Source organism: Parvimonas parva (assembly GCF_016552165.1).
Classification (GTDB): Bacteria; Bacillota; Clostridia; order Tissierellales; family Peptoniphilaceae; genus Parvimonas; species Parvimonas parva.
In genome coordinates this window covers 1-17,040 of record NZ_JACVDA010000029.1, presented here as the reverse complement: position 1 = coordinate 17,040, position 17,040 = coordinate 1, and the positions used below count along the sequence as shown (strand labels likewise).

At 25.0% G+C, this 17,040-nt stretch carries 13 protein-coding genes; 12 read left to right on the top strand and 1 reads right to left on the bottom strand.

Annotation, left to right across the window (positions count from 1 at the left end):
• The first annotated feature begins 204 nt into the window (after positions 1–204).
• From IBJ83_RS07845 to IBJ83_RS07790, 12 genes are all read left to right on the top strand, one after another.
• On the top strand, positions 205–819 hold the full coding sequence (locus tag IBJ83_RS07845) for a helix-hairpin-helix domain-containing protein (protein ID WP_068472388.1): 615 nt from the start codon (positions 205–207) through the stop codon (positions 817–819).
• 10 nt (positions 820–829) lie between these two features.
• A complete protein-coding gene (gene selD / locus IBJ83_RS07840; RefSeq protein WP_201276014.1) occupies positions 830–1,885 on the top strand; it encodes a selenide, water dikinase SelD in 1,056 nt (351 codons plus the stop codon).
• An 11-nt stretch (positions 1,886–1,896) separates the two neighbouring features.
• A complete protein-coding gene (gene selA / locus IBJ83_RS07835) occupies positions 1,897–3,285 on the top strand; it encodes an L-seryl-tRNA(Sec) selenium transferase (protein WP_231698914.1) in 1,389 nt (462 codons plus the stop codon).
• Position 3,286: 1 nt separating this feature from the next.
• Complete coding sequence (gene selB / locus IBJ83_RS07830; protein WP_201276012.1) at positions 3,287–5,191, top strand: selenocysteine-specific translation elongation factor; 1,905 nt, start codon at positions 3,287–3,289, stop codon at positions 5,189–5,191.
• 10 nt (positions 5,192–5,201) lie between these two features.
• Positions 5,202–5,891 carry a response regulator transcription factor gene (locus IBJ83_RS07825; RefSeq protein WP_201276011.1) on the top strand — a complete coding sequence of 230 codons (690 nt, stop codon included), beginning with the start codon at positions 5,202–5,204 and terminating at the stop codon, positions 5,889–5,891.
• A gap of 12 nt (positions 5,892–5,903) precedes the next feature.
• Positions 5,904–6,926: a phenylalanine--tRNA ligase subunit alpha gene (pheS, locus tag IBJ83_RS07820; RefSeq protein ID WP_201276010.1), complete on the top strand. Its 1,023-nt coding sequence runs from the start codon at positions 5,904–5,906 to the stop codon at positions 6,924–6,926.
• A gap of 10 nt (positions 6,927–6,936) precedes the next feature.
• Entirely contained in the window at positions 6,937–9,303 is a 2,367-nt protein-coding gene (pheT, locus tag IBJ83_RS07815) for a phenylalanine--tRNA ligase subunit beta (protein WP_201276009.1), read from the top strand.
• Positions 9,304–9,316: 13 nt separating this feature from the next.
• The gene (zapA, locus tag IBJ83_RS07810) at positions 9,317–9,847 is read left to right on the top strand and encodes a cell division protein ZapA (protein ID WP_201276008.1); all 531 of its coding nucleotides are present in this window, start codon (positions 9,317–9,319) and stop codon (positions 9,845–9,847) included.
• Positions 9,837–12,191 carry an endonuclease MutS2 gene (locus tag IBJ83_RS07805; RefSeq protein ID WP_201276007.1) on the top strand — a complete coding sequence of 785 codons (2,355 nt, stop codon included), beginning with the start codon at positions 9,837–9,839 and terminating at the stop codon, positions 12,189–12,191. Before zapA ends, IBJ83_RS07805 begins: the two co-directional genes overlap by 11 nt.
• A 9-nt stretch (positions 12,192–12,200) precedes the next feature.
• Complete coding sequence (gene argS, locus IBJ83_RS07800; RefSeq protein WP_201276006.1) at positions 12,201–13,937, top strand: arginine--tRNA ligase; 1,737 nt, start codon at positions 12,201–12,203, stop codon at positions 13,935–13,937.
• A gap of 6 nt (positions 13,938–13,943) precedes the next feature.
• Complete coding sequence (locus IBJ83_RS07795; protein WP_068472367.1) at positions 13,944–15,065, top strand: tetratricopeptide repeat protein; 1,122 nt, start codon at positions 13,944–13,946, stop codon at positions 15,063–15,065.
• Between the two features lie 148 nt (positions 15,066–15,213).
• Positions 15,214–16,188, top strand: coding sequence for a tyrosine recombinase XerC (locus tag IBJ83_RS07790; protein ID WP_068472364.1), 975 nt, complete (start codon positions 15,214–15,216; stop codon positions 16,186–16,188).
• 47 nt (positions 16,189–16,235) lie between these two features.
• Here IBJ83_RS07790 and efp read toward each other — a convergent pair whose 3' ends face one another.
• A complete protein-coding gene (gene efp / locus IBJ83_RS07785) occupies positions 16,236–16,793 on the bottom strand; it encodes an elongation factor P (protein ID WP_201276005.1) in 558 nt (185 codons plus the stop codon).
• Positions 16,794–17,040: the final 247 nt, after the last annotated feature.

The following is a 17,040-nucleotide window of genomic DNA, read 5'->3' as shown; positions in this document are numbered from 1 at the left end:
TTTTGTCAATTACTATTATACCTCTTTGAGATGTTTTTTTCTATTCTTACTGGCTAACTTAATTTTACAATATGGGAAGTAATAAAATATATTAAATAATTTTAATAAATTATATTTTATAATTAACAAATTAGATTTTTTTGTAATAATATGGTATAATTATTATATATTTTTATTTCGTAAATGCAATAATTGAGGTGTAATATGTTAAAAAATAAAAAAGATATTATTTTAATTATTTCTATGTTTTTAGGATTAACTTTTCTTGGTTTTGGATATAAATTTTTTATTTCAAACAAAAATGAAAAGAAAATAGAAAATGTTGTTAAGCAAAACGAAAAAATCAAAGATGAAGATTTAGCTGAAAGTAATAAAAAAGATTCTGAAATTTATATACATATTGATGGTGAAATAAATAAACCTGGTGTATATAAAATGAAACTAGGTGATAGAGTTGATGATGCAATTAAAGTTGCAGGTGGTTTAACGGATAATGCAGAAAAGAATAGTTTGAATTTAGCTGTAAAGTTAAAAGATGAAATGAAAATACATATTTATAAAATTGGAGAAACACAAAATAATTCAAATGCTGAATCATCTAGTAATTCTCAAAATTCTAATTCTAATAATTTAGTAAATATTAATACTGCAAGCAAAGAAGAGCTTTGCAAATTAACAGGTATTGGAGAAACTAAAGCTAAACTTATTATTGAATATAGAGAAAAAAATAAATTTAATAAAATTGAGGATATAACAAAAGTTTCGGGTATTGGAAAGAAAACTTTTGAGAAAATAAAAAATAATATAAGTGTAGATTAGGAGAAAATGTATGAAAAATATTGATATAAAAGATGTAAAGTTAACTTCTTATGCAAAAACTTCAGGGTGAGCCGCAAAAGTTGGTCCAGATATTCTGGATGAGGTTTTATCCGGTTTGGATAATAAAACGTCTATAAGTAAAGATTTACTTGTAGGAATTGAAACTTCAGATGATGCTGCTGTTTATAAAATAAATGATGAATTGGCTTTAATAGAAACTTTGGACTTTTTTACCCCAATTGTTGATGACCCATTTACTTTTGGTAAAATAGCAGCTACTAATTCTCTTTCTGATGTTTATGCAATGGGTGGAGAGCCTACTATGGCAATGAATATAGTTTGTTTTCCAAATTGTTTACCTCCAAAAATTTTAACTGAAATTTTGAGAGGTGGGTTAGAAAAAATGAAAGAAGCAGAATGCTTACTTATAGGAGGACATACAGTTCAAGATGATGAACCAAAATATGGATTAAGTGTTTCGGGTTTTGTTCATCCTAATAAAGTTTGGAAGAACTCCTCTGCAAAAGTAGGTGATGTTTTAATTCTTACAAAACCAATTGGACTTGGAGTTATAAATACCGCTATAAAGGGTGGAGTTGTAAGTGAAGAAGAGATAAATGATGCAGTTCATACTATGGAAACTCTTAATAAATATGCAAAGAGAGCAGTAGAAAATAATACAATTAACTCTTGTACGGATATTACAGGATTTGGACTTATGGGACATTGCTATGAAATGGCTAAAGGTTCTAATACTACATTTGTGCTTGATAGTGCAAGTATGCCAATTTTAAAAGGTGCTATTGACTATGCAAATATGGGTCTTATCCCTAAGGGCTGTTATGATAATAAAAAATTTGTTGGAAATAATTATAAACTTGAAAATGAAGTAGATGAGGCTCTACTTAATGTTATGTTTAATCCTGAAACATCAGGAGGTCTTTTGATTACTGTTCCTGAAAATGAAGTAGATTATATTTTAGAAAAACTAAAAGATATTCCTACTAGATTTGCAGTAATAGGAAAAGTTATTGAGAAAAAAGAAAAATATTTAATAGTTGAATAATGGAGAACTTTATGAATTTATATAAAATGATACCTAAAGTTGACCAAATTTTAGATAATGAAATAATAAAAAAACTTTTAGAGGAAAATTCTAAAAATTTAATAATGGAATCGATTCACGAAGAGCTTAATTCTATTAGAAATAATATTTCAAATGGCTGTGATGAAAAAGTAATATTAAATTATATTGAAAATTTAGCTAAAAATATAGAAAAAAATTTACTAAATAAAAAGCGTTTAAATTTAAGAAAGGTTATAAATGCATCTGGAGTTGTAATTCATACAAATCTTGGAAGGTCAGTTTTAACAAATGAAATTTTAGAAAACATTAAAGATGTTTCTGTTGGATATTCAAATCTTGAATATGATTTACAAAAAGGGGAACGTGGTTCAAGATATTCTCATTTAACTGAGATTATTAAAAAGATAACTGGAGCTGAAGATTGTATGGTTGTAAATAACAATGCAGCTGCAGTTATGCTTATTTTGTCAACTATGGCAAAGGGCAGAAATGTAATTACAAGTAGAAGTGAGTTAGTTGAAATAGGGGGTTCTTTTAGAATTCCTGATGTTTGTAGAGAAAGTGGTGCAGAACTTAAAGAAGTTGGCACAACAAATAAAACTCATCTTAGCGATTATGAAAATGCAATAGATGAAAATACAGCGGCACTTTTCAAAGTGCATCAAAGTAATTTTAAAATTCTAGGTTTTACAGAATCCGTAACTTCAACAGAATTAAAAGATTTAAAAGAAAAATATAATATTCCAATTATTGAAGATTTAGGCTCAGGTGTGCTTATAGATTTATCTAAATATGGATTAGGACATGAACCAACTGTTCAAGAATGTATATCTAATGGAGTAGATGTTGTAAGTTTTAGTGGAGATAAGCTATTAGGTGGAGTACAAGCTGGTATTATAGTCGGTAAAAAAGAATTTATTGAAAAGATGAAAAAAAATCAATTAACTAGAGCTTTAAGAGTTGATAAATTTACTTTATCTGCTTTAGAAGTTGTATTTTCATATTATATCGATGAAGAATTAGCAATTTCAAAGATACCAACATTAAATATGCTAACTATAAAAATTGAAGAACTTTATAATAAGGCAGAAAGATTTATAGATTATTTAGGAGAAAATAAAGAATTTTCTTATGAAATTATAGATATTGATTCAGAAGTAGGAGCTGGTTCCCTTCCAACTCAAAAATTACCATCAAAAGCTGTTAAAGTTATTTCTAATTCATATACAGAAAACGAACTGGAAGAAAAATTAAGAAATCATAATATTCCAATTGTTGCTAGAATTTATAAGGGAAATTTAATTTTTGATGTAAGAACTATTTTTGAAAATGAATTTAGTATAATTAAAGATGCTTTGGATTCATTAATAGGAGAATAATATGAAAAATAAAAAGAATATTATTGTTGGAACTGCCGGTCATATTGACCATGGAAAAACAACTTTGATAAGAGCTTTAACAGGAAGAAATACAGATAGATTAAAAGAAGAGCAGAATAGAGGTATTTCTATTGAATTAGGATTTACTCATTTTGATTTAACAGATGAACTTAGAGTTGGTATTATTGATGTTCCTGGACATGAAAAGTTTATAAAAAATATGCTTTCGGGTGTTTGTGGAATGGATATGATTGTTTTAGTTGTTGCTGCTGACGAAGGTATTATGGCACAAACTAAAGAGCATTTAGATATTCTAAATTTAATAGGAATTAAAAATGGTATAATTGCATTAACAAAATGTGATTTAGTCGATAGGGATTGGATTGAACTTGTTAAACTTGATATTGCTGATGAAATGGAAGGCACTTTTTTAGAGAATGCCAAGATAATAGAGGTGTCTTCAACTGAAAATACTGGTATTGATGAATTGAAAGAAGAGATAAAGAGAATTGTAGATGCGTTACCGGATAAAGATTTAAGCTCTAATCCTAGGTTATATGTTGATAGGTCTTTTTCTATAACGGGCTTTGGAACTGTTGTAACAGGAACTTTAATTTCCGGAACATTTAACCTTGATGATGAAATTTTAATATATCCATCAAATAAAATAACTAAAATTAGAAATTTACAAGTGCATGATAGTAATATTCCAACTGCTTATGCTGGGCAACGTGTTGCGATAAATCTTGCAAATGTAAAAAAAGAAGATGTACCAAAAGGCTCTGTTCTTGTACCTAACAATACTTTTACTGAAAGTAGTATTATCGATGTTAAACTTAAAACGGTTAATTTACCTTTTGAAATAACAAATAGAACTAGATTTCATTTATATTTAGGTTCTAGTGAAGTTTTGTGTAGAGCAATTTTGTTAGAAGATGAAGTTTTAGAATCAAATAAGGAATATATCGTTCAATTAAGACTTGAAGAACCGATTATTAGTAAAAGAAATGATAAATTTATACTTAGATTATTCTCACCACTTTACACTATAGGTGGAGGATATATAATTGATTCTAATGCTACAAAAAAGAAAAGATTTAATGAATATGATATAAAAAATATAAAAAGACTTGATGGTTGTGATTTTAAAGAATATATTTATAATTATATTAATAGATTTAGTGATAAATTTTATTTAGAAAAAAATTATTATAACTTTTTATCAGATTCAAATAAAAATATTTCAAAATTAATTGATGAATTAATTGAAGAAAATAAAATTATTTCTTTTGGTATTAATTCGGACAGATTAATTTTATCGGATAAATTTGTTGAAAAGTTAATTGAACAGATAAGTGAATTTATAGGAGATTTTCACAAGAAATATCCAAAAAGAATTGGAATTTCTAAAGAAACTATTAAATCAAAATTCTTTGATTCTCTAGGTGGAAAGATAAAGAATGAATTTATGAATTATTTAATTTCAGATAGATTTTTTGTTTCTGATGAATACATTTCTCTTTTAGATTTTAAAGTTTCTTTAGATGATGCAGACTTTAAAAATATTGAAATTATAAAAAATAAATTCAATTCTGATAAATTTTCAATTATGAATTTTGAAGATTTTAATTTAAATATGAGTGTAGAGCATTTTAGAGAGCTTATTTTATATTTGATAAGTAATAAAGGAGTTATAAAATTAGATTCAGGTTATATGCTTAAAGAAAATTATGATTCAGCTGTAAATATGATTAAGGAGTTTATAGTTAAAAAGGGAGCTATTTCTGTTTCTGATGCAAGAGATTTACTTGGTTCTAATAGAAAATCGACTATGGAATTGCTTGAATTTTTAGATAAAGAAAAAATAACTTTAAGAAGAGAAAATGAGAGAATATTAGTGAAATAGGAGTAGATTTATGAAATTAAAAATATTAATGGCTTTACCCACTGATTCACAAATAAATGATTTGATGTATTCTATGTTAGAAGATGAAAATTATGAAATTACTATTTCAGATAATATTGAAGACACTATTATTTTAGCTGACCAAAAAAAATTTGATATGATAATTATGGATATGTATTTCAAAGATGGTTCTGGTTTAGATTTGAAAAAGAAATTAAATGAATTTTGTGATATTCCAACTATTGTTACAACTACTTTGAAAGACGATATGCAAAAAATTTTAATTTTTGAGTATGGTGCTGATGATTATTTAATTTATCCTTTCAATATACTTGAATTAAAGGCGAGAATTCGTGCTATCATGAGAAGATTTGGACAGAGGAGAGCAGATATAGATAATTTAATATTTGCAGATGATTTAGAGTTTAATATAGTAGGTAGGACTGTAAAATTAAAAGGAGAAGAAGTTGATTTAACCGGAAAAGAATTTGATATTTTATATATTATGGCTATTAATTCTGAAAAAGTCTTTAGTAGGGAAGATATTGCTAAAAGTGTATGGAAAGAAGAACATGTAAGTGATTATAGAAAAATAGATGTTCATATAAGAAGGTTAAGAGAAAAAATAAATATCGGAGATATTACCTATATTCAAACTAAATGGGGAGAAGGATATTATTATAAAAAAATACAAGGATAGTAGGAGAAAAATATGAAAGACTTAATTAATAATTTAAAAGATAAAATTATAAATGAAATTAAAGATTCAACTGATAAAAATGATTTAGAAGAAATTAGGGTAAAATATTTAGGCAAAAAAGGGGAATTTACTAGTATTTTAAGAAATATGGCCAATATTTCTAAGGAAGAAAGACCTAAAATTGGTGAGCTTATAAATTTAACTAAGCAGGAAATTGAAAATATCATAAATGAAAAAGTTGAAATGTTTAATAAAATTGAACTTGAAAAGAGAATAAAGGAAGAAACAGTTGATGTTACTATCAATAAAAAATTTATAAATGTTGGACATAGACATCCTTTAAATCAAACTATGGAAGAATTGGAAAATTTCTTTATTTCAATGGGATTTTCTGTAATTGATGGTCCGGAAATCGAAACAGTAGAAAATAATTTTAATAAATTAAATTCTCCTATGGATCATCCTTCAAGAGATATGTCTGATACATTTTATATTGATAAGGAATTGTTGTTAAGAACTCATACATCTCCAGTTCAAATTAGAACTATGATGACTACAAAGCCTCCAATTAAAATGGTTTCTGCTGGTAGAACATTTAGATTTGATGAAGTTGATGATACTCATTCACCAATGTTTCATCAAATCGAAGGTCTTGTTGTAGATGAAAATATTAATATGAGCAACTTAATTGAAACACTTAATACTTTTATCAAGGAGTTTTTTGGAGAAGATATGCAAACAAGATACAGACCTCATTATTTCCCATTTACTGAACCAAGTGCTGAAGTTGACGTTTCTTGCTTTAATTGTAAAGGTAAAGGTTGTAAAGTTTGTAATGGAACAGGTTGGAGTATGGAATTGTTAGGTTGTGGCATGGTTCACCCTAATGTATTAGAAGCTTGTGGAATTGATTCTAAAAAATATTCTGGTTTTGCGTTTGGTATGGGAATTGATAGAATTACTATGGTTAAGCATAAGATAAATAATATTAGATTATTATATGATAATGATAAAAGATTTTTAGAACAATTTTAAGGAGGATTATATGTTATTACCGATAAAATGGGCAAAAGAATATATTAATATAGATAATGATATAATGGAAATTTGTGATAAAGTAACTCTTACAGGTTCTCATGTTGAATCCATTGAAAAATTAGGAACTGAATTAGAAAATATTGTAATAGGTAAAATTTTAGAAATTTATAGACATGAAAATTCTAAAAAACTTTGGATTACAAAAGTTGATTTGGGAAATGAAGTAGTTCAAATTGTTACTGCTGCTCAAAATTTAAAGCAATTTGATTATGTTCCGGTTGCAAAAGTTAATTCGACACTTGCTGATGGAACAAAAATTATGGAAGCAAAATTAGGTGGAGAAATTTCACAAGGAATGTTTTGTAGTTATAAAGAATTAGGTTATGCTGATTCGGTTATTCCAAAAGAATATAAAGATGGAGTTTTAAGAATTTTTGATGAAAATATTGTTTTAGGTACAGATATTAGAGAAATTTTAGATTTGAATGATATTGTTGTAGAATTTGAAATTACACCTAATAGACCAGATTGCTTATCTATTGTTGGAATGGCAAGAGAAATTTCTGCAAGTTTTGATAAAGAATTAAATAAAATTAATTTAAAAAATTTAAAAGAAATTGAAAATAAAAGTTCGTTAAATATAAATATTTCAGCAGAAAATTGTAAAAGATATTCTGCTAGTATAATAAAAAATATTAAGATAGAAGAATCAAATAGAAAAATTCAAAATTATCTTTTAAATGCCGGAATAAGACCTATAAATAATATAGTGGATTTAACTAACTTTTTAATGTTAGAATTTGGACAACCTCTTCATGCTTTTGATTTAGATAAGTTAGAAGGAGATATAACTGTTAGAAATGCATTTGAAGGAGAAAAAGTTGTAACTTTAGATGAGGTTGAAAGAACTCTTTCATCAGAAGATATGTTGATTTGCGATTCTGTAAAACCTATAGCTATTGCTGGAGTTATGGGACTTAAAAATTCAGAAATTGATGAAAATACTAAAAATATTTTAGTTGAATCTGCATACTTTACTAAAAAATCAATCAAATCTACTTCAAAAAGATTGGGATTAAAATCTGAGGCGTCTATAAGATATGAAAAAGGATTGACTTCAGAACATACTATAAATATTTTATCTAGATTTTTATATTTGTTAGAAAAAAATGTAAAATGTGAAATTGATTCAGTATTTGACGTTGATAACGCAAATTTTGTTCCAACTAAAATAGAATTTAATACAAATTTAGTAAAAAGACTATTAGGAGTTGAAATTGAAAATTCAAAGATAGTTAGATATTTAAATTTATTAGAAATCGAAACAGAAGTTAAAGATGATGTTATAATTTGTACTATACCTTATTTTAGAACAGATTTATCTATTCAAGAGGATATTGTTGAAGAAATAGGTAGAATATATGGATTCTCTAATCTTAATCCTACACCTATTTTAGCTCCAAATACGATAGGTAAAAAGAGTAGTAAAAGAGTTTTTGAAGATAAGATAAAAAATATTTTATTAAATTTAGGTTTATATGAAATTACAACTTATTCTTTCATTGGAGGAAATATAATCGGAAAGACAAAGATGAATGCTTTAAATACTGTTAAGATTTTAAATCCGTTAGGTGAAGAATTTAGTATTATGAGAAAATCTTTAATTCCAAATATTATTGATGTTTTAGCTAAAAATTTAAATTATAAAAATGATGACTTGTTAGTATATGAGCTTGGAAATACTTTTCATTCAGTTGAAGGAGAAAAAATACCTATTGAAAAGAAAAAACTTGCTATTGGAGCTTATGGGAAATATGAATTTTATTATTTGAAAGATATAATATTTAATTTGTTAAATATATTAAACATTGAAAATGTTGAATTTGTAAAAAATAATAATATTGAATATTTTCACTCAGGAGTATGTGCTGATGTATTAGCAAATGGCGAAAAGATAGGGGAAATTGGTCAAATTTCTTATGAAGTATGTAAAAATTTCTCAATTAAGAAAAATATATTTGTATGTGAAATTGATATTGAGAAGATAAGAGATAAATCAAGTCTTGTAAAAATTTATGAACCACTTATAAAATATCCGGCTGTAAAGAGAGATTTAGCTTTGGTTGTAGATAAAAATATAGATAGTGGGGAAATAGAAAAAATATTTAAAGAGCATTCAAATAATTTACTTAAAAATGTTGAACTTTTTGATGTTTATATCGGAAATCAAGTGAGTGAAGGAAAGAAATCAATGGCTTATAAATTAACTTTCCAATCTAAAGATAAGACTTTAGTTGATGAAGATATAAATTCTATAATCGATGATATGCTATCTGATTTAAATGAAAAATTAGGAGCAAGTTTAAGGTCATAATTAGGAGAATATTATGAATAATAAAATTAAAGTTAATATTGCAGGAAGTATTTATACAATTATTGGACAAAAAGATAAATCTGAAGTTAAAGAAATAGCAAATTTTGTTGATGAAGAAATAAAAAAAATAACTTCACAAAATTATTTGTTAAATCCAACTATGGCAGCAACTTTGGTAGCGTTAAATATTTCTAGTGATTATTTTGACTTAAAAAAAGAATTAAATTTAATGAGTGAAGATAGTGATTTTCCTATTAAAAAACAAGAAGAATTCATAAAGAATACTGAAAAAATCGAAAAGGAAAAAGAAGGATTAAAAGAAAGCTTGAAAGAGCTAACTGATAAAAATAATATTTTAATTCATACTATTAGTACGCTTGAGAAAAGATATGAAAATCTTGAAAAAATTTCTTACGATAATTTTTATGAAATAAAACAAAAAGATGAAAAAATTATTGAATTACAAAATGAAATTTCAAAAATAAAAGATGAATATATTAAAAAAATTATAAAAAATGGAGAAATAAATAATAATGAAAAATAAAGTGTTAAAAACTTTAGAATTTTATAAAATTATAAATATGTTATTAGATTGTTCTCAGAGTATAATAGGAAAAAAGTTAATAAAAAATGCTGAAATTTCTACTGATATTATAAAAATTAAAAAATTATTAGATGAAACAGATGAGGCTTATAGATTTATAATGAAACATAAGACTCCTGCTATTTCTAACATTGATGATTTAGAAGAAGATTTTAAACTTTTAGAAGTTGGACGTTTTTTTACAATTAGAAAACTTCTAGAAGTTTGGAAACTTTTGAATACATCAAGATTTTTAAAAAATTTAATTTCTAGTGATGATGAAGTTGAGTATGAAAATATTTTTGGACTTTTAAATTCTTTAAATGTTAATACTCAACTTGAAAGAGATTTAGAAGTTTCAATAATATCAGAAGAAGAAATTTCTGATGATGCAAGTCCTGAACTTAAAAGGATAAGAAGAACGATTAAGTCTAAAAATGATTTAATTAGAGATAGACTTAATCAACTTATTTCTACATCAGATAAATTGATGGATAATATTTATACTTTAAGAGATGGTAGATATGTTGTTCCCGTAAGAAGTGAGTTTAAAAATTCATTTAAAGGTATTGTTCACGACCAATCTGCATCAGGACAAACTGTTTTTATTGAACCGATGTTTGTTGTTGATTTGAATAATGATTTAAAAAAATTAGAAATTGATGAAGAAAAAGAAATTGAAAGAATATTGAGTGAATTTTCTAATCGTATTTTAGAAATTTTACCGGAATTATTATCAAATTTAGACATAATCGCTAATATAGACTTTATATTTGCAAGAGGAAAACTTGCATATAATATGGAGGCTAGTAAGCCATTAATTAATGATAAAGGTATTATTAATTTGAAATTAGCAAGGCACCCGTTAATAGACAAGGATAAAGTTGTACCGATTGATATTTCTCTTGGTGGTAATTTTAATACTTTGGTAATAACAGGGCCTAACACAGGTGGTAAAACTGTTACTTTAAAAACTGTTGGTTTATTAACTTTAATGACTCAATTTGGACTTATGATACCTTGTTTTGATAATTCAGAAGTTGCTATATTTACTGAATTATTTGCCGATATTGGTGATGAACAGAGTATAGAACAATCTTTAAGTACTTTTTCTTCACATATGAAAAATATAATAGAAATAATAGATAATGCTAAAGAAAATTGTTTGGTTTTATTTGATGAATTAGGTTCAGGTACAGATCCGGAAGAAGGTTCAGGACTTTCTATTTCTATTTTGAATTATTTTTTAGAAAAAAACATTAGGACTATTGCAACAACTCATTATAGTCAATTAAAAATGTATGCGATGTCAACTGAAAACGTCCAAAATGCAGCTATGGAGTTTGATGTTGAAAAATTAGAACCAACTTATAAGTTAATAATTGGAGTTTCAGGAAAATCAAATGCATTTGAAATTTCTAAAAAATTAGGACTTGATGAAAGTTTTATTATAAATGCTAAAAAATTTATATCTAACAACGAAATCTCTTTTGATAAACTTGTCAGTAATGTAGATAATAGACGTAAGGAATATGAAAATCTTATTATCGAACAAAGAGAAATATTAGATTATAATAAAAAAATTAAAGAAGAGTATGAAGAAAAATTAGAAAAATTTAATATACAAAAAGAGAAAAAAATAAAAAAATTAGAAGAATATATTGAAAATTCAATATATGAAACAGATAAGTTTTGTAAAGAAACTATCAAAGATATAAACAAGGCTAAATCAAAGCAAGAGTCTGTAAAATTAAGAAAAATTTCTGAAGAAATATTTAAAAAGACAGATAAAATTAATCATTCCAGAATGTTAAAAAGCAAAAATAATGTAAACATATTGAATGAGCCTTTAATGTTAGGAGAAGAAATTAAAGTTCTTAGTTTAAATGAAAATGGATATGTTCAAACATTGCCTGATAAAAATGGTAATTTACAGGTTAAAATTGGTATTTTAAAGGTAAATGCTAATATTAGCGATATAATTAGAATTGAAAAAATAATAGATGATTCTAAAGAAAAAACGTCTTATTCAAAGACTACTTTTATTAAGAGTGATAAAATGTATGATAATAAAATTGATGTAAGGGGTTTTAATACTGAAGATGCTATTTATGAAATAGATAAGTTTTTAGATGACTCTTTTATAGCTAATTTGAATGAAGTTACTATTATACATGGGAAAGGTACTGGTATTTTAAGAAATAACATATCTGATTTTCTAAAAAGACATAAATTAGTTAAGTCTTTTAGCTTTGGGAAAATTAATGAAGGCGGCGATGGTGCTACCGTTGTAAAATTAAAATAGGAGTATATTATGATAAATTTTAAAGACATAGTTGTAAATACTATCTTTGACTTAGATATAAATTTAAGTAAAGAAGAAATTAAAGAATTAATAGAAATTCCACCTAATGCTGAAATGGGAGATTTTTCGTTTCCTTGTTTTAAGTTATCAAAAATTTTAAGAAAAGCTCCAAATATGATTTCTGAAGAATTGGTTGGTAAAATTAAATTAGAAAATACTATATTTTTAGATGTAAAAAATGTTGGACCTTATATAAATTTCTTTATTAAACCTTCAGAGTTTTCTAAAAATGTTATAAATGAAATCTTTGAAAAAAAAGAAAATTATGGTTCATCAAATGATAATTTAGATAAAACAATAGTAATTGATTATTCTTCTACTAATATTGCTAAACCATTCCATATCGGTCATATTAGGAGCACTTTAATTGGTAATGTAATAAAGAACATATATAAATTTTTGGGTTATAACACAGTTGGAGTAAATCATCTTGGAGATTACGGTACACAATTCGGTAAAATAATTGCCGCTTATAAAATATGGGGTAATGATGATGAGATAAATGCAGACCCTATAAATCAACTTTTGAAATTATATGTTGACTTTAACAATCTTTGTAAAACTGATGAAGAAATGCTTGAAACGGCTAGAGATTATTTCAATAAATTAGAAAATGGTGATGAAGAATCTGTAAGACTTTGGAATTGGTTTAAAGAAATAAGTTTATTAGAATTTCAAAAGGTTTATGATAAACTAAAAGTTGAATTTGATTCATATAGAGGTGAGGCATATCATTCACAATTTATTGATGATGTAGTTAAGGAATTGGAAGATAAGGATTTATTGGTTGAAAGTGAAGGCTGTAAAATCGTAAATTTAGATAAATATAATCTACCTCCAGCGCTAATATTAAAGAGTAATTCTTCTAGTACATATATAACTAGAGACATTGCAACTGCCTTAACTAGGAAGAAAGATTATGAATTTGATAAAAATATTTATGTTGTAGCCACTCAACAAAAATTACATTTTCAACAATTAAAAGCTGTTCTTGAAGAAATGGGATATGAATGGGCTAAAGACTGTATTCACGTTTCTTTTGGTATGGTTAGTGTTAAAGATGACCTTTTAGGTACTTCTGCAAAACTTAGTACAAGAGACGGAAATGTTATATTTTTAAATGATGTTCTTGAAAAAAGTGTCGAAAAAACTTTAGAAATTATAAATGAGAGAAATAGTTCTCTTGAAAATAAAGAAGAAATTGCAAAAGAGGTAGGTATCGGAGCGATTATATTCCAAGAACTGTTTAATACTAGAATTAAAGATTACGCTTTTGATTGGAATAATGTATTAAATTTTGATGGAGAAACTGGACCTTATGTTCAATATTCTGCAGCGAGAGCTAATAGTATATTAGAAAAAAATAATTTTTATTCAAAGTTAGATTCTGTTGATATTTCAAAATTTGAAAATTATGAAATGAATATTGATGAATTAACTTTAGTTAAAGCTATTTATAAATTTGAAGATATTTTGCAAGAATCTGCTAAAAAATATGAACCTTCAATACTAGCTAGATATATAACTGAAATAGCAAAATTATTCAATAAATTTTATAATTCATGTCCAATAAATAATCAAGAAGAATATATTAAAGAATTTAGATTAATTTTAACCTATTGTACAAGATTGCTTATAGAAATCGGCTTAGGGCTTTTAGGTATGGATACTCCTAAAAAAATGTAGGTGAATATGGATAATTTGTGTAATTATTTTGAAAAATTTTCTGAAAAAATATATTTTCTTACTATAAAAGAAATTGAAATTAATGGAAATCTATATAAAAATATAGATTTTCCAATTAATTCAGATGTACTTTTAGAAAATATAAAAAATAATAAATTCAACGAAAATATCAATTTAGAATATTTTTTTGAAGGAATTTTATTATTAAATGGTATAAATTCAAATTTTGATAATATAGAACTTTTAAATGATTTTATTAAATCTAAAAAAATTAATCTGATAGATTTTACAAAATCTAAAATTCGTTTTAATGATGAAAAGTTTGAAAATATAATTTACAATTTATTAATTGTTAGAGGTTTATTTAATTTAGAAATTTATGATGATTTTATTTTAAAAATCTATATTAAATATCTTCTAATGATATTAGATTATATTGATAACAACTATTATAATATTTTTTTGAATGAAATAAAGGTTTTGTTATCAGATTTAGAAAAAAAGAATTCAGAAGATTATTTACTAAATATGCTTTATGGTGATTTATTTGTAAAAGAAAAATTTTATATAAAAGCAAATTTATTTTATAAAAAGGCTATTACAAATTCTAATTTTTCCATTGATAACATTATCAAGAAAAAAATATCGGAAATTGATACAAAAGTAAAAATTGAAGAAATTTTACAACTTGTTGATAAATTTAGATATGAAGAATGTTATGAGCTTTTAGAAAATATAGACAAAACTTCGTTAGATAAAGAAGATTCTTATTGGATTGCTTATATATATAACAAATTGAATGAAATTGAAAAATCTATTGAGTATTATGAAAAATCATTGGATTTAAACGCCGATTTTTTGAATATTTTTATAGAATTGGGGTTATTATATTACAAAACAGAAAAAGTCGAAAAATCACTAAAAATTTTCGAAAGAGGACTATCTATATATATTGATGATGAAAAATTGCTATTTAATAAGATAGTATTGGAATTAAAACTAAAAAAATACCAAAAAGCTAAGGAAGATATAGATAAATTGTTATTGTATGAAGATTTAGATAATTCTATAATGAACGATATATTGTACTTAAAAGAAATGTATAAAGAAGAGTTGGAGTTAGAATAAAAAAACTTGACTTAACTTTTAAAATATAATATAATTAAAATGTAAATAGAGTAGAGGTTAAAAAAATCTCTTCTTTATTTTAATTAAATTTATTTTCGCAAAATTATAGTTTTGCGAAAATAATGTAAAAAATATTAGAGGAGATTGTATGATACATTTTGATGATTGTCCAACGATTTTAGATGACTATTTAAATTATTTATTGACTATTAAAGGTCGTTCAAATTTAACGGTTAAAGAATATTATTATGATTTAAAAAGATTTTTAAAATTTATTATAATGCGAAAAAAATTATTTGGATATAATTTAGAATCGGATATAAATTCTGTACCTATTTTATCAATTAATAAACGAGATATTTCTGATATAGATATTACAGATTTGCACGCCTATATCTCTTTTTGTGATTCTAATTATAATGATTCAACAAAAACTAAAGCGAGAAAAATTTCAGCTATAAAATCATGGTTTAAATATCTACATAATACAGTTGAATTAATTGATAAAAATCCTTCAGAAAAGCTGGAATTACCGAAATTACAAAAAAGAAATCCTATATATCTCACTTTATCTGAATCTGAAAAACTTATAAACGCCATAAAAGAAGAAAAAAATGAATTTAACAGAGCTAGAGATTTATGTATAATTTTAATATTTTTAACTTGTGGACTTAGAATTTCTGAGCTTACAGGTATTAATATCGAATCTATAAAAGAAGATAAATTAAGTGTTATAGGAAAAGGAAATAAAGAAAGAATTGTTTTTCTAAACGAAAATTGTATTTATGCAATAAAAAGTTATTTACAACTTAGACCTGTAACAAAAGATACAACTGCCCTATTCATAAGTTCACATAATAAAAGGATTTCTAATCGTTCAATTCAATTAAGGTTGAAAAAATATATATTATTATCAGGATTAGACCCTAAAATATATACTCCACATAAACTTAGACACACAGCCGCTACACTTATGTATAAATATGGAGATGTTGATATAAGAACAATTCAAAGCATTCTTGGTCATACAAGTGTCGCTACAACACAAATATACACCCATTTAGATGATGATGATATTAAAAAAGGAATTTCAAAAAATCCGATTTCAAAATTGAAAATATAAGTACAAAAAAGACAAGTTTTTAAAACTTGTCTTTAATATTTTAATTATTAAACTCTTGAAAGATATTCATTAGTTCTTGTATCAATTTTAATTTTATCTCCATTGTTTATGAATAAAGGAACTGTAACAACTGCTCCTGTTTCAACTTTAGCTGGTTTATTTGCTCCGGTAGCTGAATCTCCCTTAACACCAGGTTCAGTTTCAACAACTTCTAATTCAACAAAGTTTGGTGCATTAACTTGAAATGCCTTTCCATCATGGAATCTTATTGTTGCATTATCATTTTCTCTTAAATATAGAAGAGCATCTTCAACTACATCAAAGTTTAATGGTAATTGTTCATAAGTTTCAGTATCCATAAAATAATATAATTCACCATCTGAATATAAATATTGCATTTCTTTTGTTTCAATCTTAGCGATTTCATATTTGTCATTTGGGTTGAAAGTCATTTCTCTTGAACCACCACTTTTAACTGACTTTATTTTTGTTCTTACAAACGCAGCTCCTTTTCCAGGTTTAACATGTTGAAAATCTATAATTTGATATACATCTCCATCCATTTCAAATGTTGTCCCTTTTCTAAAATCTCCTGCTGATATCATTAATTTCCTCCTAATTTTATAAATAATCTATCAATAATTATAACATATTATTTGATAAATATCCATATTTAAATTTATTTTTTAATCATTTTCTGTTATGATACAATTGATGTGAGACCAAGGGTACAAAAAAAAGAGAATATCCTGTATAATTATTAAAACAAAAAAATTAACTAGAAAGGAACTCTCTTTTATGAATAATATTATATCACAAAATCAAGAAAATATAAAACACAACCAACGTTAT

What these genes read in the sequence shown, in the direction of transcription:
- pheS (WP_201276010.1), top strand. Translation starts at nt 5,904, where the DNA reads ATGAAAGACTTAATTAATAATTTAAAAGATAAAATTATAAATGAAATT.
- pheT (WP_201276009.1), top strand. Translation starts at nt 6,937, where the DNA reads ATGTTATTACCGATAAAATGGGCAAAAGAATATATTAATATAGATAAT.
- zapA (WP_201276008.1), top strand. Translation starts at nt 9,317, where the DNA reads ATGAATAATAAAATTAAAGTTAATATTGCAGGAAGTATTTATACAATT.
- IBJ83_RS07825 (WP_201276011.1), top strand. Translation starts at nt 5,202, where the DNA reads ATGAAATTAAAAATATTAATGGCTTTACCCACTGATTCACAAATAAAT.
- selA (WP_231698914.1), top strand. Translation starts at nt 1,897, where the DNA reads ATGAATTTATATAAAATGATACCTAAAGTTGACCAAATTTTAGATAAT.
- argS (WP_201276006.1), top strand. Translation starts at nt 12,201, where the DNA reads ATGATAAATTTTAAAGACATAGTTGTAAATACTATCTTTGACTTAGAT.
- IBJ83_RS07790 (WP_068472364.1), top strand. Translation starts at nt 15,214, where the DNA reads ATGATACATTTTGATGATTGTCCAACGATTTTAGATGACTATTTAAAT.
- IBJ83_RS07805 (WP_201276007.1), top strand. Translation starts at nt 9,837, where the DNA reads ATGAAAAATAAAGTGTTAAAAACTTTAGAATTTTATAAAATTATAAAT.
- selB (WP_201276012.1), top strand. Translation starts at nt 3,287, where the DNA reads ATGAAAAATAAAAAGAATATTATTGTTGGAACTGCCGGTCATATTGAC.
- IBJ83_RS07845 (WP_068472388.1), top strand. Translation starts at nt 205, where the DNA reads ATGTTAAAAAATAAAAAAGATATTATTTTAATTATTTCTATGTTTTTA.
- efp (WP_201276005.1), bottom strand. Translation starts at nt 16,793, where the DNA reads ATGATATCAGCAGGAGATTTTAGAAAAGGGACAACATTTGAAATGGAT.
- IBJ83_RS07795 (WP_068472367.1), top strand. Translation starts at nt 13,944, where the DNA reads ATGGATAATTTGTGTAATTATTTTGAAAAATTTTCTGAAAAAATATAT.